The organism is Streptomyces sp. SCPE 10 (assembly GCF_051980735.1).
Taxonomy (GTDB): Bacteria; Actinomycetota; Actinomycetes; order Streptomycetales; family Streptomycetaceae; genus Streptomyces; species Streptomyces misionensis.
In genome coordinates, this window is record NZ_CP197069.1 from 6,445,002 (window position 1) to 6,467,206 (window position 22,205).

Below are 22,205 nucleotides of genomic sequence, written 5' to 3' on the forward strand. Positions count from 1 at the left end.
CCCCGCTCCCCGCGCCGACCGCCCCGACTCGGTCAATCGGAGCCGGTCAGGGTCTCGGCGAAAGCCGCCACCGCGTCGACCGCCGCCTGCTCCACCAGCTTGATGCCGACCTCCTCGGTGCTGCATCCGTCGAGCAGCACGGCCAGCAGATAGACGCGGCCGTCCTTCTCTATCCGGCCGATGCTGTTGACGTCCCACGTGCGGGTTCGGCTGCGCTGGAGCCAGCCGTTCTTGAGGGCGGTCGAGCTGTCGCCGTCCGCCGCCGCCGACACGCCCCAGGCCTGGTCGGCGGCCACATGTGTCATCAGGTCTTGGATGTACGCGCGTGAGGCGGAGCTGAGCGGCGATGTGTCGCCGAAGACGTTCTGGAGCAGCCGGACCTGGTCCCGCGCGGTGGTCTGGGTGACGCCCCACACGGTCCCGTCACCGCCCTGCGTCTCGGTCAGGCCGAGACGTGTGTTGGCCGCGTCGAGTCCCTGCGCGCTCCCGATCTCGGTCCACAGCGCACTGGTCGAGTCGTTGTCGCTGTTCTCGATCATCTTCTCCGCGTAGGCCCTGTTCTCCCGAAGCTGCGGCGAAGTGACAAGTAGCTCTCTGTAGCGGATTTGGGGGTGCGTGTCAGCGTTTTTGATCTTCTGGGCTCATCGGGGGCAGTGCTCGGCGAGGTTGGTCCGGTCATGACGACTGGAAGGAGCCTGGGGTGCGGCAGGAGTGGGAGCCGGAGGACTTGATCGAGGTCTGGACGCTGCTGGAGGAGGACCAGGAGCGGCTGCGGAACAAGTCGGGTGCGAACCGGTTGGGGTTCGCGCTGTTGCTGAAGTTCTTCGAGGTGGAGGCCCGGTTCCCGGAGGACGCCGGGGAGATCCCGGTGCCGGCGGTGTCGTACGTCGCCCAGCAGGTGAGGGTGCCTGCGGAGGAGTGGGCTGCGTACGACTGGGCGGGGCGGGCGTCAAGCGGCACCGGATGGAGATCCGGGGCGTGTTCGGCTTCCGTGAGTGCACGGAGGAGGACCAGGCCCAGCTCGCCGAGTGGCTGGCGGTGGAGCTGTGCGGGGTGGAGCTGTCCCGGGACCGGCTGTCGGGTGCGGTAGTGGCTCGCTGCCGCAAGGACCGGCTGGAGCCCCCGGCCCCGGGACAGATCGCCCGGCTGGTGGGGTCGGCGGTCACCACCTTTGAGGAGCGGTTCTGCGCGGCCACGGTGGGCCGGTTGTCGGCGGCGACCCGGTCCCGGCTGGACGATCTGATCGCCGAGGCCGCCGGCGCGGATGAGGAGAGCGCGGGCGGTGGGGGCACGTTCTTCACCGAGCTGAAGGCGGACCCGGGCGCGTTGGGGCTGGACAGCCTGCTGGCGGAGGTGAACAAGCTCCAGCGGGTGCGAGCGCTGGAGTTGCCGCCGGAGCTGTTCGGGGACGTGTCGGAGAAGCTGGTGGCGGCCTGGCGTGCGCGGGCGGCGAAGGAGTATCCCTCGGACCTGCGGGCGGCGGCGGGGCCGGTGCGGTACACGCTGCTGTCGACGCTGTGCCATGTCCGGGAGACGGAGATCACCGACTCGCTGGTGGAGCTGTTCATCCAGCTCGTGCAGAAGATCAACACGCGGGCGGAGAAGAAGGTCGAGGGCGAGTTCAACAAGGAGCTCAAGCGGGTCCGCGGCAAGGAGGGCATCCTGTTGCGGCTGGCGGAGGCGGCGGTCGCGGAGCCGGGCGGCACGGTCCGCAAGGTGATCTATCCGGTGGCCGGGGAGTCCACGTTGAAGGCGCTGGCGGCGGAGGCCGCGGCGAACGAGGCGCGCTACCGGGCCCGGGTGCGTACGGTGCTGCGCTCGTCGTACTCCAACCACTGGCGGCGGATGCTCTCGCCGCTGCTGAACGCGCTGGAGCTGAAGTGCAACAACACTGCCTACCGGCCGGTGATGGACGCCATCGACCTGCTCAAGCGGTATCTGGATCAGCCCATCGCCAGGGAGGGTGCGTTCTTCGACGAGGCGGAGAAGATCCCGCTGGGCGGGGTGGTGCGCGAGGAGTGGCGCAAGGCGGTCGTGGATGAGCGCGGCCGGGTCGAGCGCATCCCATACGAGCTGTGCGTGCTCGTGTCGCTGCGGGATGCGCTGCGGCGGCGGGAGATATGGGTGCCCGGGGCGAACCGGTGGCGGAACCCGGAGGACGATCTGCCACCGGACTTCGAAGACAACCGTGACGTGCACTACGACGCGATCCGCCAGCCGCAGGACCCGGAGAAGTTCCTCGAGGCCCTCCAGAAGAGGCTGCGCGAGGCCCTGCCCCGCTTCGACACGGCGCTGGAGCTGGGCACCACGAGCGGAGTGGACATCGTTCGCCGACATGGTGAGCCGTGGATCAAGGTCTCGCCGCTGGGCAAGCAGGAGGAGCCGGAGAACCTCGTCGCCCTGAAGGCGGAGATCGAACGCCGCTGGGGCACCATCGACCTGATCGACATCCTCAAGGAGGCCGAGTTCGCCACCGGCTTCACCGGCGAGTTCACCTCGGTCGCCACCAGGGAGGCGGTCCCGAAGGCGGTGCTGCGGCGCCGGCTGCTGCTGGTGCTGTTCGCGCTGGGCACGAACATGGGCATCAAGCGGGTCGCGGTCACCGGCAAGCACGGAGAGAGCGAGGCCGTCCTGCGCCGGGTACGGCACCTGTTCGTCAACCGGACCAACCTGCGTGCGGCGCTGGTGCGGCTGGTCACCGCCACCTTCGCCGCCCGCGATGCGGCGTGGTGGGGCGAGGGCACCGCCTGCGCCAGCGATTCCAAGAAGTTCAGCTCCTGGTCCAGCAACTTCATGACCGAGTGGCACCAGCGATACCGCGGCCCCGGCGTGATGATCTACTGGCACGTCGAGAAGAAGTCGCTGTGCGTCTACAGCCAGCTCAAATCCTGCTCGGCCTCCGAGGTCGCCGCGATGATCGAGGGCGTGCTGCGGCACTGCACGGACGTGGAGATCGACCGGCAGTACACCGACACGCACGGAGCCTCCATCGTCGGGTTCGCCTTCGCCCACATGCTCGGCTTCAACCTGCTGCCCAGGCTGAAGAACGTCGGCTCAGCGAGGCTGTACCGGCCGGCGGCCGGTCAGGACGAGAAGTGGCCGAACCTGGCGCCGGTGCTGTCGACCAAGACGATCGACTGGGACCTGATCCGCCAGCAGTACGACCAGATCGTGAAGTACACAACCGCCCTGCGCCTGGGCACCGCCGAGGCCGAGCAAGTCCTGCGGCGCTTCACTCGCGGCGGGCCCAAACACCCCACCTACCGCGCGATCGAGGAACTCGGGCGGGCGGTGCGCACGGCGTTCATCTGCGACTACCTCGCCGACGCCGACCTGCGCCGCGAGATCAACGACGGGCTCCAGGTCGTGGAGAACTGGAACAGCGCCAACCACGACCTGTTCTACGGCAAGGACGGCGACCTGACCGGCTCCGACAAGGAGTCCCAGGAGGTCTCCATGCTCGCGCTGCACCTGCTCCAGTCCGCTTTGGTGCACGTCAACACCCTGCTGCTTCAGGACATCCTGAGCGAGGAGAAATGGCAGAAGCGGCTCACCGACGCCGACCGGCGGGCCCTGTCCCCGCTGTTCTGGACCCACGTGAACCCCTACGGCCGGTTCGAACTGGACATGAACTCCCACCTCGACCTCGCGGCCGCGGCGGCGGCCATGGTGCCCGGCCCCCGCACCCCGCCCGAGTCGGATGGCGCCCGATCGGCGGCGGACGGTGGGGCCGGGTCGGCATCCTGAAGGCCAGCCCACGCCCTGCTGGCGAGCGGCGGATCGTTGACCTTAGTTGAGGCGCCGGGCCGGGGAGGGGCCTGACCAATGAGCTCAGTCGGCGGCCGTCGGGCAGGAGCAGGCGGCTGTACAGCGGGCGCCATCACGGTGACCTTCTCGGAGGCTGCGTCGACGGCGAGGGGGCGGCGCATTTCGAGCTGGCCCCAGATGTCGAGCGCGGTCGCGGTCGTGGCCGCGCGCAAAGGAAGGTCTTCACCCAGAACGGCTGGCACGGCACCTCGATCACCCGGGGCACCGGCGACGCGGCGCCCGTGCCGGTCCCGGTGAAGCCGGGCGACCCGTCGACGATCAAGCACGTCTTCCTGATCGTCAAGGAGAACCGGACCTACGACCAGGTCTTCGGTGACATGGCACAGGGCAACGGCGACCCGTCGCTGACCCGGTTCGGTGGCGTACATCCCCTCCTCGGAGTCCGACGGCTGATCGAATCCGGTCCTGCGGATCCGCCACATGGGCGGCACCCTTCACGGGTGTCGCGCCGGGCGAACCACCCGTACCCGGAGGCCGGGTGGTTCGCCCGGCGCGACGGCCGGCTCCGGGGGCAGTGAGCCTCAGCGGAAGGCGTCGACGTTGCGGGCGGCCCAGTCGGCGAAGGGGCGCGGGGCGCGGCCGAGGACCTGCTGGACGTCCGGGCTGACGCGCAGCTCGGCCGGGCTCGGGGAACCGAGGATGTCCAGGGTGTCGTCGGCGAGTTCCGCCGGCATGCTCTGGGTCATGGCGGCCTTGGCCTCGTCGCGGGTGAGCTCGTGAAACCTCACCGGCGAGCCCAGCGCGGTGGCGATGGCCTCCGTCTGCCAGCGCGGAGTGATCACCTCCGGGCCGGTCAGCTCGTACACGCCGCCGGTGTGCCGGTCCTCCAGCAGGCAGGCCGCCGCGACCGCGGCGATGTCCGCCGGGTCGATGACCGGCACCCCGATGTCGCCGAAGGGCGCGGCGACGACCCGCCGCGTGCGGACGGACTCGGCCCACCACAGGGCGTTGGAGGCGAAGCCGCCCGGCCGCAGGACGGCCCACTCCAGGCCGGACTCCCGCAGCGTGTCCTCCAGCGCGCGCATCGCGATCCGCGTTCGGCCGAAGGGCCTGGTCGCCACGCCCAGCGTGGAGAGCAGGACGACCCGGCGGACCCCGCCGGCCGCGGCTTCGCCGATGATGTCGGCAGGGCTGGCTCCAATGGCGTGCAGGTCGCCGGACAGCAGCAGGAACAACGCCTTCGCCCCGGCCAGCACGGGCTTGAGACCGGCCGGCTCGGCCAGGTCGGCCACCACGTGGCGGACGCCGTCCGGCACCTGCGCCGTGTGCCGTGACACCGCCGTTACCTGATGGCCCGTCTCCGCCAGCGCCCGCGTCAACGGCCGGCCGATGTTCCCGGTGGCCCCGGTCACCACGATCATGATCAGCTCCTTGTCGGATGTCCTTTGCGGTCTGCACGCTAAGAGCACGGGCTAACTCTTCGTAAGGACGTACCTGAAGGTAAGCTCACGACATGACGGGAGGCTCGCAGCACAGACAGGCCGAGGCAGGGAAGCGGTATGACGTGTTTCACACCGACTGCCTCGCCCGCGATGTGGTCGACCACGTGACCAGCAGGTGGGGCATCTGGGTGCTGATCTCCTTACGGAGCAACAGCCTGCGGTTCTACGAGCTGCGCGAGAGCATCCAGGGGATCAGCGAGAAGATGCTCGCCCAGACCCTGCGCGCGCTGGTCCAGGACGGCCTGGTCTGGCGGGAGGTCGAGCCGACGACGCCGCCCCAGGTCACCTACGGGCTGACCGAGTTCGGCCAGGACGTCGGCGAGCCGCTGACGGAGCTGTTCGACCGGATCACCGAGCGACTGTCGCGGCCCGGTGCGGGCTGACCGTACCGGTCCGCGGACATCTCGTGAACGGGCGCCCGGCCGGGCGCCCACCGCTCCCGGCGCGGTGGCCGCACCCGAGATCCGGCAGGTGCGCGAAGACCGTCCCCCACTCGGCGTGCACGGCCCGCAATGCCATCGGCCCCCCTCTGAACGGCCATCACCCCAGAGCGTTGCGGCGACCACCGACAGTCGAGACCCCGAAATTCAGACAGGCGGGCGGAAGTCGATCGCCTGTCCCGTTGTCCCATCTCATTCGATCTCTCCGCCGGGCAACGCTCTGACCTACGAAGAGGCAAAGCCGAGTGAGACGCGGCAGTCACGCCGTCTCACTTGATGTTGTCGCTCAGGCGCGTTGCCAGGGCGGACGGCCGTCAAACGACAGGTCGTTGGCCTGCTCTGTCTCACTCGGCCTTGCCCCGCACGTGCGAATCGGACAGCGTCCGGCGAGAGACCGGCAAGATCTCCTGAGACGGGACACCCGTCCGAGCCGCGCGAAGGCCACGGCCCAGCATACCGTCACTCTCACAAACGTTCCTTTGCGCGAGCACGATCAATCACGGGCCGCCGGACGCCCACCGGACCCGGATTCGTTCGCAGAACCCGTTCTCACTCAAAAGCGGGACGGGCTCCCTTGTGAGACTTGTATTGTGCGAAAATCCGGGCCCATGACGGGCCCTCAGCAGCCTTCCCCAACCGACCGGTCGGACGCCGACGACGTCGAACAGCACGCCTGTCCGAAGTGTGGCGCACAGCCGGGCTCGCCGTGCCGCTCGCGCGGCGGCGCGGTCGCCTCCGCTTACCACACCGGCCGCTTCACGAAGGTGCCCCGGCTGAAGAAGGCGCTGCGGGTGCCGACCCCGGCCGACCGCGGGCCGGGCCGACCGTGGCGGCCGGGCACCCCGCCGCCGGCGCCCATCGACCCGGACCTGCCGAGCGCGGACATCCGCATCGGATACGCGCGGTGCTCGACGCTCGGGCAGGAACTCGACTCCCAGCTCGACGCGCTCAGCAAGCACGGCATCCCGAGGGACAAGATCTTCAGCGAGAAGATCAGCACCCGGGTACGGGTCCGCCCCCGGTTCGAGGAGGCGCTGAGGACGGCGCGGGAGGTCAAGGCGCACGCCCCGCACTGCCGGGTCATCTTCACCGTCTACGAGATGAAGCGGCTCGGCCGCGACGCCGCCGAACTCACCGCCCTGGCGGACCACCTCACCGCGCACGGCCTGGTGCTGGAGATGCTCGCCGGGCCCCTGCCCGGGATCTACGACCCCACCGGTCCGGGGAAGCTGCTGTTCGCGTTCTTCGCGGCGATGGCGGAGACCGAGCGGGAGAACATCCGCGAGTCCACGCTGGAGGGGCTCGACACTGCGGCCCGCAAGGGCAAGCATGGCGGCCGGCCCCCGGTCATCACCGACGACATGCTCCACACCGTGCTCCGGCGCCGCGCGGGCGGCGAGTCCGTCGAGCAGATCCAGCCCGATCTGATCATCCCCACCGGCAAGCGCAAGGGACACAACCCCTCCGTCGCCAGCATCTACCGTGCGCTCGCCGAGCACGCCAAGCGCGAGGCGTACCCCGAAGCCGTCGAGCAGGCCCACACCGACTTCGCCGCGCTCCAGGCCGGGGAGCTCCCCGGACCCCGCCCCGCTATCCCTGACCGAGCGTCAATCTGATTACAGAGAGCTACTTGTCACTTCGCCGTAGCTTCGGGAGAACAGGGCCAAGAGGTCCGTGACCGGCGCGAGCGCGGTGTCGAGGCTCAGCGGCTCCGCGGCCGGCGAGGCGGAAGCAGAGGGGGAAGCGGACGGAGAGGGGGAAGGGGAAGCGGCCCTCGGTGTCTTCGGGTCCGCCCGTGCACTCGGCGAGCCGGAGTGGGGGTGGGCGGCGGCGTACACGGTGACGGCGCCGGACAGGACGACGGCCGTGGTCACGGCCCATATCCGGTGGCGTCTCCGGGCCTTGCGGCGCCGCCGCTGCTCCCCGCGGGAGTGGCGGCGATGGCGAGGTGGGTTCGCGGGCACGGGCGCGATCATAATCGCGTAGGAGTTCGGATTGTTGTTCCTCTGCCGATTCGGTCGCTCCTCACCGCGCAACGCCGCCTGTCCGGGTGGGCGTTCGAGTGACCCCTGAACGCCACGGAACCGGCGCGGGCCGGTCGGTGGCGTGGCAGGATCCCTCGGTGTGAGCGCATCCCCGGCGGTGAGAGGCCTGCGGGCCGCGGTGTTCGCCGCGGTGTGCGTGCTGCTCGCCGCCGCGGGGCACGGGCTGGCCATGGGCAGGATGCCGTCGCCGCGCTGCGACGGCGCCGGGTTCCTCGCGGTGTTCGTGCTCGGCTGGGCGCTGGGCGGACGGGAGCGGTCGGGGCCCGGCATCGGCGCGGTCATGCTGCTCACCCAGGCCGGGCTGCACGCGGGCTTCGACGCGGCCCGGACCGGTGCCGGGATGCCCGGCATGCCGGGCATGGCGGAGCCCGCGCATCCCCTGGCCCACGCCACCGCCGCCCATCTGCTGGCCGCGCTCGCCGCCTCCTGGTGGCTGCGGCGGGGCGAGGCCGCGCTGTGGTCGCTGCTGCGCCGTACCGCCGGACTCGTCCCCGTCCTGGTCGCCTGGTGGCGGCCCGCCCCGCTGCCCGCTCCCGCCGGACCGGTGCCGCGCGTGACCACCGGCGCCGGGCCCTGCCACCGGGCCTCGCTGCGGCACGCGGTCACCCGGCGCGGGCCGCCCGCCCCGATCCCGTACACGCCCTGACCCCTCACCCTCCTCACCCGTACGGAGATCGGTTCACCATGTCCTCATCACCCGTCACCCCGCGGCGCGCCGCGACCGTCGCCGCGCTCGCCACCGCCACGGTGCTGTTCGCCGCCGGTGCCGCGTCGGCCCACGTCACCGTCCACCCGGAGAGCTACGCCAAGGGCGCCACCGACGGCGTGCTGACCTTCCGCGTGCCCAACGAGGAGGACAACGCCGCCACCACCAAGGTCCAGATCTTCCTGCCCACCGACCACCCCGTCCTCGGCATCCTGGTCCACCCGCAGGACGGCTGGACCGCCAAGGTGACCACCACCAAGCTGAAGAAGCCGGTCGAGACCGACGACGGCACGCTCACCGAGGCCGCCTCCGAGATCACCTTCAGCGGCGGCAGGATCGCCGCCGGGCAGTACGCGGACTTCAACGTCGCCTTCGGTCAACTTCCCGAGGATGCCGGGCAGTTGGTCTTCAAGACCTTGCAGACGTACTCGGACGGCAAGGTGGTCCGCTGGATCGAGCAGCCCTCCTCGGGCGACGACGAGCCGGACAACCCCGCCCCGGTCCTGAAGCTCACCGCCGACGACGCCTCACCCGCCGCGGCCCCGGCCGCCGCCACCGCCAAGGCGGCCGGCGCGAGCGACTCCACCGCCCGCGGGCTCGGCGTCGCCGGCCTGGTCACCGGTGTCCTGGGCCTGGCCGCCGCCGCGTTCGCGCTGGTCCGCGCACGGAGGCCCGAGCGCTCGTGACCAAGGGCCTCCCGGCCGGATGACCCACTGCTCGCCGACGGTGACCCACCAGGGTGAACCGCGGCGAGCGGCGGGCACCGACGAGGCGGAACCGGGAATGCGACGGCCGCCGCCCGTCGTTGATCCCCGCATGACCCAGGACCCCACGCAGGACGCGCTGCTCCCGCTCCTCTCCGAAGAGCACGGCGGCGTACTGGTCACCCTCCGGCGCGACGGCCGCCCCCAGCTGTCCAATGTCGTCCACGCCTACGACCCCGACGAGCGGACCATCCGGATCTCCGTCACCGACGACCGCGCCAAGACCCGCAATCTGCGCCGCGACCCCCGCGCCTCGTACCACGTCACCAGCGCCGACCGCTGGGCGTACACCGTCGCCGAGGGCACGGCCGAGCTGTCCCCGGTCGCCCGGGACCCCCACGACGACACCGTGGAGGAACTGGTCCGGCTCTACCGCGAGGTACTCGGCGAGCACCCGGACTGGGACGACTTCCGCGCATCGATGGTCCGCGACCGCCGCCTCGTGGTGCGGCTGCGCGTCGAGCGGGCGTACGGCGTTCCCAGGCGCTGACCTCGGACGGCCGGCCTCGGACGAGGGCCGCCTCGGGCGCCCGGCTCAGGCGGCGTGGCCGGACGCCCGCTCGGTGCGCGCCTCGATCGCCCGCAGCACCGCGACCATGTCCTCGCCGCCGTGCCCCTGGGCCACCGTCTCCCTGAAAAGGGTGTGGCAGACGTCGAGGAGTGGGGAGGCCAGCCCGGCCGCGCGGGCTGCCTCGGCGACCAGCCTGTTGTTCTTCAGGACGTCGAGCGCGGCGGCCTGCACGCCGAAGTCCCGCTCGCGCAGCTTGGGCGCCTTCATGCGGGACACCGCGCTCGCCATGGGGCCCGCGTCCAGCACGTCCAGGAACAGGCGGGGGTCCAGCCCCTGCCGCTGCGCGAAGTGGAACGCCTCGGTCAGCCCGGTCACCAGGGTGATCAGGAACAGATTGACCGACAGCTTCATCAGCAGCGCGCCCGGTACCGCACCGCACCCGAACGTCTCGCGGCACATCGGCGCGAGCAGCGGCCGCACCGTCTCCACGGCGGCCGGCTCGCCCGCGAGCATGGCGACCAGCTGCCCCTGTTCCGCGGGGACCCGGGAGCCCGAGACGGGCGCCTCGACGTAGTGGCCGCCGGCCGCGCGGATGTCGGCCTCCAGGGCACGGGAGTACTCGGGGGAGGTGGTGCCCATGTGGACGACGGTGCGTCCGGCGACCCGCGCGGCCAGCTCCGGCGTGCCGCGGCCGAGGACCGCGTCGACGGCCGCCTCGTCGGCGAGCATCAGCAGCACCACCCGCGTCCGCGCGAACACCTCGCCGGGGTCGCGGGCGACCTCGGCGCCGGCCGCGCGCAGCGGCTCCGTGCGGTGCGGGGTGCGGTTCCACACCACCAGCGGGGTGCCGGCCGCCGCCAGGCGCAGGGCCATCGGCCCGCCCATCACTCCGAGACCGAGAAAACCGACGTGCACGGGGGCCGCCCTTCGCACCGCGAGCCGACTATGACAGTGGTCATGGTAGCGGGCGTTATGACGGCAGTCATAGAGTTGACCCCCGAGCGAGACCGGGCAAGACCGGGCGAGACCGGACGGGGCGAGGAACGGAGGCCGGGAATGGGCGAGCGGCAGCGGGGCCCGCGCGAGCGGATGGTGTTCAGTGCGGCGCAGCTCATCCGGCGCGACGGGGTGAAGGCGACCGGGATGCGCGAGGTCGCGGCGCACGCCGGGGCGCCGCGCGGCTCCCTCCAGCACTACTTCCCGGGCGGCAAGGAACAGCTGGTGGGCGAGGCCGTCGCCTGGGCCGGACGGTACGCGGGCAACCGGATCGCCCGCTTCGTCGAGGGGCTGGCCGAGCCGCTGCCGAGCGCCCTGTTCGCGGCGATGGTCGCGCAGTGGACCGACGAGTACGACCGCGACGGGTTCGCCGCGGGCTGCCCGGTCGCCGCCGCCACCGTCGACTGCGCCTCCCTGGGCGGCACCACCCGCGAGGCGGTGGCCGCCGCGTTCACCACCTGGCGCACCCCGCTCGCCGAGGCCCTGGCCCGGATGGGCGTGCCCGCCGACCGCGCCACGGCCCTGGCCACGCTGATGATCAGCACCCTGGAGGGCGCGATCCTGCTGGCCCGCGCCGAACAGGACGTACGGCCCCTGACCACGGTGGTGCGGGAACTCGGCCCGCTGCTCGACGCCGCCGTGAGCCGGCCCGACTGAGCGGCCGGGCCTCAGGCGGCGGACCGGCCGGCCGTGAGGTAGGCGATCACCATGTCCCCGAGCATGGTCCGGTAGTGCGCGTGCCGGGCCGGGTCCACCAGGTCCCGGCCGAACAGGGCGCCGAACGCACGCCCGTTCACGCCCCGGAAGAAGCAGAACGAACTGATCACCGCGTGTACGTCCGCCGCGTCCACGTCCGTCCTGAACACCCCCGACTCCTGCCCGGCGGCCAGGACGCGGCGCAGCACGTCGAGCGCCGGGGAGCCGATCGCGCCCAGGGCGCCGTCGGCGGCGACGTGTTCGACCGCCTGGCCGTTGTCGATGCTCAACAGGCGCAGGTGGTCCGGGTGTTGCTCATGGTGGTCGAAGACCAGTCCGGCCAGGCGGCGGATGCCCGCGACCGGGTCCAGGTGGCTCACGTCCAGTCGCCCCTCGGCCTCGCGGAGCGCGCCGTAGGCCCGTTCCAGCACGGCCGTGAACAACTGCTCCTTGCCGCCGAAGTAGTAGTAGATCATCCGCTTGGTGGTGCGGGTGCGGGCGGCGATCTCGTCGACGCGCGCGCCGTCGTAACCGGCCCGGGCGAACTCCTGTGTGGCCGCGTCGAGTATCTCGGCCCTGGTGCGGGCGGCGTCGCGCCCCCGCCCGTCGGCTCGTGCCGGTTCTTCGACGCTGGTCATGGGGTGTTCCTTCGGCCGTGACGCGCCGTGGTGGTGCGCTCGTTCGCTGCCCGGTGATTCTAGGACGCCGTTTCGGCGGCGGGTGTGCCGCGGCCCGGGCCACACGCGGTGACCCGGGCCGCGGCGTCCGCTGTCACGGCCGCCGGTTCCACTCGGCGATCACCGGGTGCCCGTGTTCCGTGGACAGCCGGCTCACCGTGCCGGTGGCCAACTGGAACAGCCGGCCCTCGGCGGGCGGCAGGCCCAGCCGACGGGCCGTCAGCACCCGCAGGAAGTGGGCGTGGGCGACCAGCACCACATCGCCGGCGTCCTCGGCGAGCGCGGCGCCGACGCGGGCCAGCACCCGGTCGGCGCGGGCACCGATCTCGGCCGGCGACTCGCCCGGGTGCCCTTCGGGTCCGGGCGGCACCCCGTCGGTCCACAGGTCCCAGTCGGGGCGGGTCCGGTGGATCTCGGGGGTGGTGATGCCCTCGTAGCCGCCGTAGTCCCACTCGTGCAGGTCGGGGTCGGGCACGACCCCGGTGACACCGGCGAGTTCGGCGGTGCGCAGCGCACGGGCGAGCGGGCTGGCCAGGGCCAGGGCGTAGGTCCGGCCGGACAGGAGCGGGGCGAGGGACTTGGCCTGTTCCTCGCCGTCATCCGTCAGGGGCAGGTCGGTGAAGCTGGTGTGCTGTCCCGACCTGCTCCACTCGGTCTCCCCGTGGCGGACCAGCAAGAGGTCCGCCACGGTCAGCCCCTCTTCTCGACCGCGTGGCCACCGAACTGGTTGCGCAGCGCGGCGATCATCTTCATCTGCGGCGAGTCGTCCTGCCGGGAGGCGAACCGGGCGAACAGCGAGGCGGTGATCGCCGGGAGCGGCACCGCGTTGTCGATGGCCGCCTCGACGGTCCAGCGGCCCTCGCCGGAGTCCTCCGCGTAGCCGCGCAGCTTGTCCAGGTGCTCGTCCTCGTCCAGCGCGTTGACCGCGAGGTCGAGCAGCCAGGAGCGGATGACGGTGCCCTCCTGCCAGGAGCGGAAGACCTCGCGGACGTTGTCCACCGACTTGACCTTCTCCAGCAGCTCCCAGCCCTCGGCGTACGCCTGCATCATGGCGTACTCGATGCCGTTGTGGACCATCTTGGAGAAGTGCCCGGCGCCGACACGGCCCGCGTGCACATAGCCGTACGGGCCCTCGGGCTTGAGCGCCTCGAAGATCGGCCGCAGCCGGTCGACGTGCTCCTTGTCGCCGCCGACCATGAGCGCGTAGCCGTTCTGCAGGCCCCACACACCGCCGGAGACGCCCGCGTCCACGAAGCCGATGCCCTTGACGCCGAGTTCGGCGGCGTGCTTCTCGTCGTCCGTCCAGCGGGAGTTGCCGCCGTCGACCACCGTGTCGCCCTCGGACAGCAGGTCCTTGAGCTCGTCGATGACGCCCTGGGTGGCGGTGCCGGCCGGGACCATCACCCAGACCGTGCGCGGCGCCTCCAGCTTCTCGACCAGTTCTTCGAGGCTCTTGACGTCGGAGACTTCGGGATTGCGGTCGTAGCCGATGACGGTGTGGCCGGCGCGGCGGATCCGCTCGCGCATGTTGCCGCCCATCTTGCCGAGACCGATGAGACCGAGCTGCATGATCAGTTCACTTCCTGAGAGAACGGTAGGCCGCGACCAGGGCCGTGGTGGACGGGTCGAGGCCGGGGACCTCGGCGCCCTCGGTGAGGGCGGGTTCGACGCGCTTGGCGAGGACCTTGCCCAGCTCCACGCCCCACTGGTCGAAGGAGTCGATGTCCCACACCGCGCCCTGCACGAACACCTTGTGCTCGTAGAGGGCGATCAGCTGGCCGAGCACGGAGGGGGTCAGCTCCGGGCTGAGGATGGTGGTGGTCGGGTGGTCGCCGCGGAAGGTGCGGTGCGCCACCTGCTCCTCGGGTACGCCCTCCGCGCGGACCTCCTCGGCCGTCTTGCCGAAGGCGAGCGCCTGGGTCTGGGCGAAGAAGTTGGCCATCAACAGGTCGTGCTGGGCCTTCAGTTCGTCGCTCAGCTCGCCGACGGGGCGGGCGAAGCCGATGAAGTCGGCCGGGATCAGTTTGGTGCCCTGGTGGATCAACTGGTAGTAGGCGTGCTGCCCGTTGGTGCCGGGGGTGCCCCACACCACCGGCCCCGTCTGCCACTGCACACGACGCCCCTGCCGGTCCACCGACTTGCCGTTGGACTCCATGTCCAGCTGCTGGAGGTAGGCGGTGAACTTGGACAGGTAGTGGCTGTACGGCAGCACCGCGTGCGACTGGGCGTCGTGGAAGTTGCCGTACCAGATGCCCAGCAGGCCGAGCAGCAGCGGGGCGTTGGCCTCCGGGGGCGCGGTGCGGAAGTGCTCGTCGACCAGGTGGAAGCCGTCCAGCATCTCGCGGAACCGGTCCGGCCCGATGGCGATCATCAGGGAGAGGCCGATCGCGGAGTCGTACGAGTAGCGGCCGCCGACCCAGTCCCAGAACTCGAACATGTTGTCCGGGTCGATGCCGAACTCGGTGACCTTGCCCGCGTTGGTGGACAGCGCCACGAAGTGCTTGGCCACCGCCTTCTCGTCGCCTTCGAACGCCTTCAGCAGCCAGGTGCGGGCCGAGGTGGCGTTGGTGATCGTCTCGATCGTGGTGAAGGTCTTGGACGCGACGATGAACAGGGTCTCCGCCGGGTCCAGGTCGCGGGTGGCCTCGTGCAGGTCGGCGCCGTCCACGTTGGACACGAAGCGGAACGTCAACTCCCGCGCGGTGTACGGGCGCAGTGCCTCGTAGGCCATGGCGGGGCCGAGGTCGGAGCCGCCGATGCCGATGTTGACCACGTTCCGGATGCGCTTGCCGGTGTGTCCGGTCCAGGCGCCGGAGCGGACCCGCTCGGCGAAGTCGGCCATCTTGTCGAGCACCGCGTGCACCTTGGGCACCACGTTCTCGCCGTCGACCTCGATCACCGCGTCCCGCGGGGCGCGCAGCGCGGTGTGCAGCACCGCCCGGTCCTCGGTGATGTTGATCTTCTCGCCGCGGAACATGGCGTCCCGCAGCGCGAACACGCCGGTGGCGGAGGCGAGTTCCTGGAGCAGGGCCAGGGTCTCGTCGGTGATCAGGTGCTTGCTGTAGTCGATGTGCAGGTCGCCGACCCGGACCACGTACCGCTCGGCGCGGCCGGGGTCCGACGCGAACAGCTCGCGCAGGTGCGGCTGACCCTTGGCGCGGTGGTCGGCGAGCGCCGTCCACTCGGGCCGGTGGATGAGGTCGGGGTTGTGGACGTCGGCCATCTCAGGCGTTCTCCTTGGCGGCCTCGCCCGTGAGGGCGATGGCGTACATCTCGTCGGCGTCGAGGCGGCGCAGCTCCTCGGCGATGAGTTCGGAGGTGGAGCGGACCTTCAGCGCGAGGGTGCGCGGCGGCTGACCCGGCAGGGTGAGCGTCGCCAGCGGGCCCTCGGGACGGTCCAGGACGATCTCGCCCTCGCGGGTGCCCAGCCGTACGGCGGTGACCACGGGCCCCTCGGTGACCACGCGGTCCACGGACACCCCCAGCCGTGCCTCCAGCCAGCGGGCCAGCAGCTCGGCGCTCGGGTTGTCCGCCTCGGCCTCCACGGCCGCGGACGTGACCTGCACGCGGGCCTGGTCCAGGGCGGCGGCCAGCATCGACCGCCACAGCGTGAGGCGAGTCCAGGCGAGGTCGGTGTCGCCGGGCGCGTAGTTGCGGGCGCGGGTCTCCAGGACCTCCATCGGCCGGTCCACCGCGTACAGATCGGTGATCCGGCGCTGGGCGAGCGCGCCGAGCGGGTCCTTGGACGGCGTGTCGGGGGCGTCCACCGGCCACCACACGACCACCGGGGCGTCCGGCAGCAGCAGCGGCAGCACCACCGAGTCGGCGTGGTCGGACACCTCGCCGTAGGTGCGCAGCACCACCGTCTCGCCGGTGCCGGCCTCCGAGCCGACCCGGACCTCGGCGTCCAGCCGAGAGGTGGTGCGGTCGCGCAGCGTGCGGGCGTGCCGCTTGATGACGACCAGGGTGCGCGAGGGGTGCTCGTGCGAGGCCTCCTCGGCCGCCCGCATCGAGTCGTAGGCGTTCTCCTCGTCCGTGACGATGACCATCGTCAGGACCATGCCCACGGCCGGGGTGCCGATGGCGCGGCGGCCCTGCACCAGCGCCTTGTTGATCTTGCTTGCCGTGGTGTCGGTCAGGTCGATCTTCATGGCCTGCGCCAGCTCCGTCCGTCTCGTGCGAGCATCTCGTCGGCTTCCCTCGGTCCCCAGCTGCCCGACGCGTACTGTGCCGGACGGCCGTGCGCCGCCCAGTACTCCTCGATCGGGTCGAGGATCTTCCAGGACTCTTCCACTTCCTGGTGGCGCGGGAACAGGTTGGCGTCGCCCAGGAGCACGTCCAGGATGAGCCGCTCGTACGCCTCGGGGCTGGACTCGGTGAACGACTCGCCGTAGGCGAAGTCCATCGACACGTCCCGGATCTCCATGGAGGTGCCGGGCACCTTGGAGCCGAAGCGGACGGTCATGCCCTCGTCCGGCTGGACGCGGATCACGATCGCGTTCTGGCCCAGCTCCTCGGTGACGGTGGTGTCGAACGGGGAGTGCGGGGCCCGCTGGAAGACGACGGCGATCTCCGTCACCCGGCGGCCCAGGCGCTTGCCGGTACGCAGGTAGAAGGGGACGCCCGCCCAGCGGCGGTTGTCGATGCCGAGCTTGATCGCGGCGAAGGTGTCGGTCTTCGACTTGGGGTCGATGCCGTCCTCCTCCAGATAGCCCACGACCTTCTCGCCGCCCTGCCAGCCCGCCGCGTACTGACCGCGCACGGTGTGCTTGCCCAGGTCCTCCGGGAGCCGCACCGACTTGAGCACCTTCAGCTTCTCGGTGAGCAGCGCCTCCGCGTCGAACGCGATGGGCTCCTCCATGGCGGTGAGCGCCAGCAGCTGGAGCAGGTGGTTCTGGATCACGTCACGGGCGGCGCCGATGCCGTCGTAGTAGCCGGCCCGGCCGCCGATGCCGATGTCCTCGGCCATCGTGATCTGCACGTGGTCGACGTAACTGCGGTTCCAGATCGGCTCGTACATCTGGTTGGCGAAGCGCAGCGCCAGGATGTTCTGGACGGTCTCCTTGCCGAGGTAGTGGTCGATCCGGAACACCTGGTCCGGCTCGAACACGTCGTGCACGAGCGCGTTCAGCTCGCGGGCGCTGGCCAGGTCGTGGCCGAACGGCTTCTCGATGACCGCGCGCCGCCAGGCGCCCTCGGGCGGGCTGGCCAGGCCGTGCTTCTTCAGCTGCTGCACGACCTTCGGGAAGAACTTCGGCGGCACCGAGAGGTAGAACGCGAAGTTGCCGCCGGTGCCGCGGGAGGCGTCCAGCTCCTCCACGGCGTCCTTGAGCTGCTTGAAGGCGGTGTCGTCGTCGAAGTCGCCGGGGATGAACCGCATGCCCTCGGCGAGCTGCTGCCACACCTCCTCCCGGAACGGGGTGCGCGAGTGCTCGCGCACCGCGTCGTGCACGACCTGGGCGAAGTCCTGGTCCTCCCAGTCCCGGCGGGCGAAGCCCACCAGGGAGAAGCCCGGCGGCAGCAGGCCGCGGTTGGCCAGGTCGTACACGGCCGGCATCAGCTTCTTGCGGGACAGGTCGCCGGTCACCCCGAAGATGACCAGGCCCGACGGGCCCGCGATGCGCGGGAGGCGGCGGTCCCGGGTGTCCCGCAGCGGGTTCACCCAGTCGGCGGCCGGGGCGACGGGCACCCGCACCTCCTCGGGCGCCGCGGCGGCGCTTTGCTTGTCGGTCATCGCGCGTCAACTCCCTTGTTCTGCAAGGACTTCGCCACCGCGTCCAGCAGGTCCTGCCAGGCCGTCTCGAACTTGGCGACGCCCTCGTCCTCCAGCTGCTGGACGACCTCGTCGTAGGAGATGCCGAGCCGCTCGACCGCGTCGAGGTCGGCGCGGGCCTGCGCGTAGCCGCCGGTCACCGTGTCGCCGGTGATCTCGCCGTGGTCGGCGACGGCGTTCAAGGTGGCCTCCGGCATGGTGTTGACCGTGCCCGGCGCGACGAGTTCGTCCACGTACAGGGTGTCCTTGTACGCGGGATCCTTCACCCCGGTGGACGCCCACAGCGGGCGCTGCTTGTTCGCCTTGTCGCCGGACAGCGCCAGCCATCGGTCCGAGGAGAAGACCTCCTCGTACGCCTCGTAGGCCAGCCGGGCGTTGGCCAGGGCCGCGCGGCCCTTGAGGCCGAGGGCCTCCTCGGTGCCGAGGGCGGTCAGCCGCTTGTCGATCTCGGAGTCCACACGGGAGACGAAGAACGAGGCCACCGAGTGGATGGTCGACAGGTCGATGCCGCGCTCACGGGCCTTCTCCAGGCCGGCCAGGTAGGCGGCCATGACCTCGCGGTAGCGCTCCAGCGAGAAGATCAGCGTGACGTTGACGCTGATGCCGAGCCCGACCACCTCGGTGATCGCGGGCAGGCCCGCCTTGGTCGCCGGGATCTTGATCATCACGTTGGGGCGGTTCACCAGCCAGGCCAGCTGCTTGGCCTCGGCGACGGTCGCCTCGGTGTTGTGCGCGAGACGGGGGTCGACCTCGATGGAGACCCGGCCGTCCCGGCCGTCCGTCGCCCGGTACACGGAGTCCAGGATGTCGGCGGCGTCCCGCACGTCGGCGGTCGTCATCATCCGCACCGCCTCGTCGACGGTCACCCCGCGCACCGCCAGGTCCGTGAGCTGCTCCTCGTAGCCCTCGCCGGAGCCGATGGCCGCCTGGAAGATCGACGGGTTGGTGGTGACACCGACGGCGCTGCCGCTCGCCACCAGCGCGGCGAGGCTGCCCGAGGTGATCCGCCTCCGCGACAGGTCGTCCAGCCAGATGGACACACCCTCGTCGGCAAGGCGCTTGAGGGCTCCCGGGGTCGCGATTGCTTCGGTCACGATTCTCATCTTTCTATCTGCGTCGGTGTCAGGCGCGCGCGGCGGCGAGCGACTCGCGGGCCGCCGCGGCGACGTTCTCAGGGGTGAAGCCGAACTCGGCGAACAGCGTCTTGGCGTCGGCGGAGGCACCGAAGTGCTCCAGGGAGACGATCCGCCCCGCGTCGCCGACATACCGGTACCAGGTCAGTCCGATCCCGGCCTCGACCGCGACCCGGGCCTTCACGGCCGGCGGCAGCACCCGCTCGCGGTAGGCGCGCGGCTGCTCCTCGAACCACTCCACGGACGGCATCGAGACCACCCGGGTGCCGATCCCCTCGGCCTCCAGCCGCTCCCGCGCGGCCACGGCCAGGTGCACCTCGGAGCCCGTCGCGATGATGATCACCTCCGGGACCTCCGTCGAGGACTCGCGCAGCACATAGCCGCCCTTGGCCGCGTCCTCGTTCGGCGCGTACACCGGCACGCCCTGGCGGGTGAGCGCGAGCCCGTGCGGGGCGGGGCTGGTGGCGTGCCTCTTCAGGATCTCGGCCCAGGCGAGCGCGGTCTCGTTGGCGTCCGCCGGGCGGACGACGTTCAGGCCGGGGATGGCGCGCAGCGAGGCCAGGTGCTCGACCGGCTGGTGGGTGGGGCCGTCCTCGCCCAGGCCGATGGAGTCGTGCGTCCACACGTACGTCACCGGCAGCTGCATCAGCGCCGACATCCGCACGGCGTTGCGCATGTAGTCGGAGAAGACCAGGAAGGTGCCGCCGTAGATCCGGGTGTTGCCGTGCAGGGCGATGCCGTTCATCTCCGCGGCCATGGAGAACTCGCGGATGCCGAAGTGCACGGTACGGCCGTACGGGTCGGCGCCCGGCAGCGGGTTGCCCTCGGGCAGGAAGGAGCTGGTCTTGTCGATCGTGGTGTTGTTGGAGCCGGCGAGGTCGGCGGAGCCGCCCCACAGCTCCGGCAGCACCGGGCCGAGCGCCTGGAGGACCTTGCCGGAGGCGGCACGGGTGGCGACCGACTTGCCCTCCTCGAAGACCGGCAGCGCGTCCTCCCAGCCCGCGGGCAGCTCGCCCCGGCTGATCCGGTCGAACAGCTCGGCCTGCTCCGGCCGGGCGGTGCGCCACTCGGCGATCCGCTTGTCCCAGGCGGCGTGCGCCTCGGCGCCCCGGTCCAGGGCCCGCCGGGTGTGCCGCAGCACCTCGTCGTCGACCTGGAAGGTCTGCTCGGGGTCGAAGCCGAGGAGGCGCTTGGTGGCCGCGATCTCCTCCTCGCCGAGCGCCGAGCCGTGGGAGGCCTCGGTGTTCCGCGCGTTCGGGGCGGGCCAGGCGATGATCGTGCGCATCGCGATGATCGAGGGCCGCTCGGTCTCCTCCTGGGCGGCCTTCAGCGCCGCGTACAGGGCGGGCACGTCCACGTCGCCGTCGGCGGTGGGCTCGATGCGCTGGGTGTGCCAGCCGTAGGCCTCGTACCGCTTCAGCACGTCCTCGGAGAACGCGGTCTCGGTGTCGCCCTCGATGGAGATGTGGTTGTCGTCGTAGAGGAAGACCAGGTTGCCGAGCTTCTGGTGGCCGGCGAGCGAGGAGGCCTCGGAGGAGACGCCCTCCTCCAGGTCGCCGTCGGAGACGATCGCCCAGATGGTGTGGTCGAAGGGCGAGGTGCCCGCGGGCGCCTCCGGGTCGAACAGGCCGCGCTCGTAGCGGGCGGCCATCGCCATGCCCACTGCGTTGGCCACACCCTGGCCGAGCGGGCCGGTGGTGGTCTCCACACCGGCCGTGTGCCCGTACTCGGGGTGGCCCGGGGTGCGGGAGCCCTTCGTGCGGAACGCCTTGAGGTCGTCCAGCTCCAGCTCGTAACCGGACAGGAAGAGCTGGGTGTACAGGGTCAGCGAGGTGTGACCGGGGGAGAGGACGAACCGGTCACGGCCGGCCCACTCCGGGTCCGCCGGGTCGTGTCGCATCACCTTCTGAAAGATCGTGTACGCGGCAGGCGCCAGGCTCATCGCGGTGCCGGGGTGGCCATTGCCGACCTTCTGCACCGCGTCGGCCGCCAGCAGACGGGCTGTGTCCACGGCACGCCGGTCGAGATCGGTCCACTCGAAGCCGCCGGAAGTCTGCGTGCTCATCTTCAAGAAGTCCTCATTCAGTACGGAAGGGCTGACCGGATGTGTTCAAACTTAAAAGTCTGACTTTTTCGGCGGAAGGGCGGGGTGTGTCACCCTGTGGTGAATCTGGGACAGTGATCGAACAGCAGGGACGGCGCGAAAAGGACATGGCTGACACAACGCCCGAAACGAGCGGCGCCGACGGCATCCGAACCTTCCCCTTCCCGACCGAGCTGGCCGTCGGGGGCGTCGGCATGCAGGTCGGCCCCATGGGCGCGGGTCACACCTGGCACGCCGACGCCCCGCTCGAACGCGTCCACCGCATCGACTTCCATGTGGTCCTGCTCTTCACCGACGGCCCCGTACGCCACATGGTGGACTTCACCGAGTACGAGGCGAACGCAGGCGACCTGCTGTGGATCCGCCCCGGACAGGTCCACCGCTTCTCCCGGGAGTGCGGGTACCGCGGAACCGTGCTCACCATGCAGCCCGGCTTCCTGCCGCGCGCCATCGTGGAGGCCACCGGCCTGTACCGCTACGACCTCCCACCGCTGCTGCACCCCGACGCGGCCCAGCTCGACGCGCTGCGGGCGGCCCTGGACCAGCTGCGCCGCGAGTACGAGGACACCGCGACGCTCCCGCTCAGCCTGCACACGGCCGTCCTGCGGCACTCCCTGACAGCGTTCCTGCTGCGTCTCGCCCATCTCGCCGCCAGCTCGGCGCCCGGCTCCCGGCAGCAGTCGGACAGCACCTTCACCCGGTTCCGGGACGCGGTCGAGCAGGGCTTCGCCACCAACCACAGCGTCAGCGCCTACGCCGACGCCCTCGGCTACTCGCGCCGCACCCTGGTGCGCGCCGTCCGCGCCGCCACCGGGCAGACCCCCAAGGGCTTCATCGACCGGCGCGTCGTCCTGGAGGCCCAGCGCCTGCTCGCCCACACCGAGTTGCCGATAGGCCGGGTCGGCGTGGCCGTCGGCTTCCCGGACGCGGCCAACTTCTCCAAGTTCTTCCAACTGCACACCGGCCGCACGCCGGCGGCCTTCCGCGCGGAACTGCGCTAGCGCGCCCAAGACCGGCGTGGCGCGGTGTGCACCCTCCGGCCGCCCCGGTTCCGGTACGGCGGTCGGCTCAGCGCCCTGAGTCTTTGTGG

General features: G+C 71.2%; 19 protein-coding genes and 2 pseudogenes. 10 read left to right on the forward strand and 11 right to left on the reverse strand.

All coding sequences use genetic code 11. The annotated features are described in order from the left end of the window. Positions 1–32: 32 nt before the first annotated feature. Positions 33–563 (reverse strand): annotated as a pseudogene (locus ACSP97_RS29595) (serine hydrolase); the annotation flags it as partial. Positions 564–700: 137 nt separating this feature from the next. Between ACSP97_RS29595 and ACSP97_RS29600 the strand changes: the two are divergent. From ACSP97_RS29600 to ACSP97_RS29610, 3 genes and pseudogenes are all read left to right on the forward strand, one after another. After that, a complete protein-coding gene (locus ACSP97_RS29600) occupies positions 701–1,090 on the forward strand; it encodes a DUF4158 domain-containing protein (protein ID WP_440555080.1) in 390 nt (129 codons plus the stop codon). Continuing rightward, positions 979–3,747, forward strand: coding sequence for a Tn3 family transposase (locus tag ACSP97_RS29605; protein WP_440555082.1), 2,769 nt, complete (start codon positions 979–981; stop codon positions 3,745–3,747). The genes ACSP97_RS29600 and ACSP97_RS29605 overlap by 112 nt, the downstream gene beginning before the upstream one ends. 236 nt (positions 3,748–3,983) lie before the next feature. Further along, a pseudogene (locus ACSP97_RS29610) lies at positions 3,984–4,187 on the forward strand (hypothetical protein); the annotation flags it as partial. Between the two features lie 162 nt (positions 4,188–4,349). On the opposite strand, the gene ACSP97_RS29615 reads toward ACSP97_RS29610, so the two are convergent. Continuing rightward, a complete protein-coding gene (locus ACSP97_RS29615; protein WP_440555084.1) occupies positions 4,350–5,189 on the reverse strand; it encodes an SDR family oxidoreductase in 840 nt (279 codons plus the stop codon). Between the two features lie 92 nt (positions 5,190–5,281). Here ACSP97_RS29615 and ACSP97_RS29620 point away from each other — a divergent pair, with 92 nt between their 5' ends. The 5 genes from ACSP97_RS29620 (at position 5,282) to ACSP97_RS29640 (ending at position 9,715) form a co-directional block, all read left to right on the forward strand. Then, a complete protein-coding gene (locus ACSP97_RS29620) occupies positions 5,282–5,653 on the forward strand; it encodes a winged helix-turn-helix transcriptional regulator (RefSeq protein WP_256530320.1) in 372 nt (123 codons plus the stop codon). Positions 5,654–6,318: 665 nt separating this feature from the next. After that, on the forward strand, positions 6,319–7,326 hold the full coding sequence (locus tag ACSP97_RS29625) for a recombinase family protein (protein ID WP_355152051.1): 1,008 nt from the start codon (positions 6,319–6,321) through the stop codon (positions 7,324–7,326). Between the two features lie 508 nt (positions 7,327–7,834). Next, positions 7,835–8,401, forward strand: a complete 567-nt coding sequence (locus ACSP97_RS29630; RefSeq protein ID WP_440555087.1) for a hypothetical protein — start codon at positions 7,835–7,837, stop codon at positions 8,399–8,401. Positions 8,402–8,439: 38 nt separating this feature from the next. After that, positions 8,440–9,147, forward strand: coding sequence for a YcnI family copper-binding membrane protein (locus ACSP97_RS29635; protein WP_440555089.1), 708 nt, complete (start codon positions 8,440–8,442; stop codon positions 9,145–9,147). 130 nt (positions 9,148–9,277) lie between these two features. Next, positions 9,278–9,715 (forward strand): PPOX class F420-dependent oxidoreductase, encoded by a 438-nt coding sequence (locus tag ACSP97_RS29640; protein ID WP_355152048.1) that lies wholly within the window; start codon positions 9,278–9,280, stop codon positions 9,713–9,715. A 45-nt stretch (positions 9,716–9,760) separates the two neighbouring features. Here the strand turns inward: ACSP97_RS29640 and ACSP97_RS29645 are convergent, their stop codons facing one another. Next, a complete protein-coding gene (locus ACSP97_RS29645; protein ID WP_355152047.1) occupies positions 9,761–10,651 on the reverse strand; it encodes an NAD(P)-dependent oxidoreductase in 891 nt (296 codons plus the stop codon). Positions 10,652–10,792: 141 nt separating this feature from the next. Here ACSP97_RS29645 and ACSP97_RS29650 point away from each other — a divergent pair, with 141 nt between their 5' ends. Next, positions 10,793–11,389 (forward strand): TetR/AcrR family transcriptional regulator, encoded by a 597-nt coding sequence (locus tag ACSP97_RS29650; protein WP_355152046.1) that lies wholly within the window; start codon positions 10,793–10,795, stop codon positions 11,387–11,389. A gap of 11 nt (positions 11,390–11,400) precedes the next feature. Here ACSP97_RS29650 and ACSP97_RS29655 read toward each other — a convergent pair whose 3' ends face one another. From ACSP97_RS29655 to tkt, 8 genes are all read right to left on the reverse strand, one after another. After that, positions 11,401–12,066 (reverse strand): TetR/AcrR family transcriptional regulator, encoded by a 666-nt coding sequence (locus ACSP97_RS29655; RefSeq protein WP_440555092.1) that lies wholly within the window; start codon positions 12,064–12,066, stop codon positions 11,401–11,403. Positions 12,067–12,199: 133 nt separating this feature from the next. Then, on the reverse strand, positions 12,200–12,793 hold the full coding sequence (locus tag ACSP97_RS29660) for a histidine phosphatase family protein (RefSeq protein WP_355152044.1): 594 nt from the start codon (positions 12,791–12,793) through the stop codon (positions 12,200–12,202). 2 nt (positions 12,794–12,795) lie between these two features. Next, a complete protein-coding gene (gene gnd / locus ACSP97_RS29665) occupies positions 12,796–13,674 on the reverse strand; it encodes a phosphogluconate dehydrogenase (NAD(+)-dependent, decarboxylating) (RefSeq protein WP_355152043.1) in 879 nt (292 codons plus the stop codon). Between the two features lie 7 nt (positions 13,675–13,681). Then, positions 13,682–15,328, reverse strand: coding sequence for a glucose-6-phosphate isomerase (gene pgi / locus ACSP97_RS29670; protein ID WP_355152042.1), 1,647 nt, complete (start codon positions 15,326–15,328; stop codon positions 13,682–13,684). A gap of 1 nt (position 15,329) precedes the next feature. After that, positions 15,330–16,256, reverse strand: a complete 927-nt coding sequence (opcA, locus tag ACSP97_RS29675) for a glucose-6-phosphate dehydrogenase assembly protein OpcA (protein WP_355152041.1) — start codon at positions 16,254–16,256, stop codon at positions 15,330–15,332. Next, a complete protein-coding gene (zwf, locus tag ACSP97_RS29680) occupies positions 16,253–17,839 on the reverse strand; it encodes a glucose-6-phosphate dehydrogenase (RefSeq protein WP_355322787.1) in 1,587 nt (528 codons plus the stop codon). Before zwf ends, opcA begins: the two co-directional genes overlap by 4 nt. Continuing rightward, complete coding sequence (tal, locus tag ACSP97_RS29685) at positions 17,836–18,981, reverse strand: transaldolase (protein ID WP_355152039.1); 1,146 nt, start codon at positions 18,979–18,981, stop codon at positions 17,836–17,838. Before tal ends, zwf begins: the two co-directional genes overlap by 4 nt. 19 nt (positions 18,982–19,000) lie before the next feature. After that, positions 19,001–21,076, reverse strand: a complete 2,076-nt coding sequence (gene tkt / locus ACSP97_RS29690; RefSeq protein ID WP_440555099.1) for a transketolase — start codon at positions 21,074–21,076, stop codon at positions 19,001–19,003. 146 nt (positions 21,077–21,222) lie between these two features. Here tkt and ACSP97_RS29695 point away from each other — a divergent pair, with 146 nt between their 5' ends. Beyond that, positions 21,223–22,116 (forward strand): helix-turn-helix domain-containing protein, encoded by an 894-nt coding sequence (locus tag ACSP97_RS29695; protein ID WP_355152037.1) that lies wholly within the window; start codon positions 21,223–21,225, stop codon positions 22,114–22,116. Positions 22,117–22,205 lie beyond the last annotated feature (89 nt).

Bases quoted from the DNA above. Each gene is read 5' to 3' on its own strand.
- ACSP97_RS29615 (WP_440555084.1), bottom strand. From the start codon at position 5,189: ATGATCGTGGTGACCGGGGCCACCGGGAACATCGGCCGGCCGTTGACG.
- ACSP97_RS29620 (WP_256530320.1), top strand. From the start codon at position 5,282: ATGACGGGAGGCTCGCAGCACAGACAGGCCGAGGCAGGGAAGCGGTAT.
- ACSP97_RS29625 (WP_355152051.1), top strand. From the start codon at position 6,319: ATGACGGGCCCTCAGCAGCCTTCCCCAACCGACCGGTCGGACGCCGAC.
- ACSP97_RS29635 (WP_440555089.1), top strand. From the start codon at position 8,440: ATGTCCTCATCACCCGTCACCCCGCGGCGCGCCGCGACCGTCGCCGCG.
- ACSP97_RS29640 (WP_355152048.1), top strand. From the start codon at position 9,278: ATGACCCAGGACCCCACGCAGGACGCGCTGCTCCCGCTCCTCTCCGAA.
- ACSP97_RS29650 (WP_355152046.1), top strand. From the start codon at position 10,793: ATGGGCGAGCGGCAGCGGGGCCCGCGCGAGCGGATGGTGTTCAGTGCG.
- ACSP97_RS29655 (WP_440555092.1), bottom strand. From the start codon at position 12,066: ATGACCAGCGTCGAAGAACCGGCACGAGCCGACGGGCGGGGGCGCGAC.
- gnd (WP_355152043.1), bottom strand. From the start codon at position 13,674: ATGCAGCTCGGTCTCATCGGTCTCGGCAAGATGGGCGGCAACATGCGC.
- pgi (WP_355152042.1), bottom strand. From the start codon at position 15,328: ATGGCCGACGTCCACAACCCCGACCTCATCCACCGGCCCGAGTGGACG.
- opcA (WP_355152041.1), bottom strand. From the start codon at position 16,256: ATGAAGATCGACCTGACCGACACCACGGCAAGCAAGATCAACAAGGCG.
- zwf (WP_355322787.1), bottom strand. From the start codon at position 17,839: ATGACCGACAAGCAAAGCGCCGCCGCGGCGCCCGAGGAGGTGCGGGTG.
- tal (WP_355152039.1), bottom strand. From the start codon at position 18,981: ATGAGAATCGTGACCGAAGCAATCGCGACCCCGGGAGCCCTCAAGCGC.
- tkt (WP_440555099.1), bottom strand. From the start codon at position 21,076: ATGAGCACGCAGACTTCCGGCGGCTTCGAGTGGACCGATCTCGACCGG.
- ACSP97_RS29695 (WP_355152037.1), top strand. From the start codon at position 21,223: ATGGCTGACACAACGCCCGAAACGAGCGGCGCCGACGGCATCCGAACC.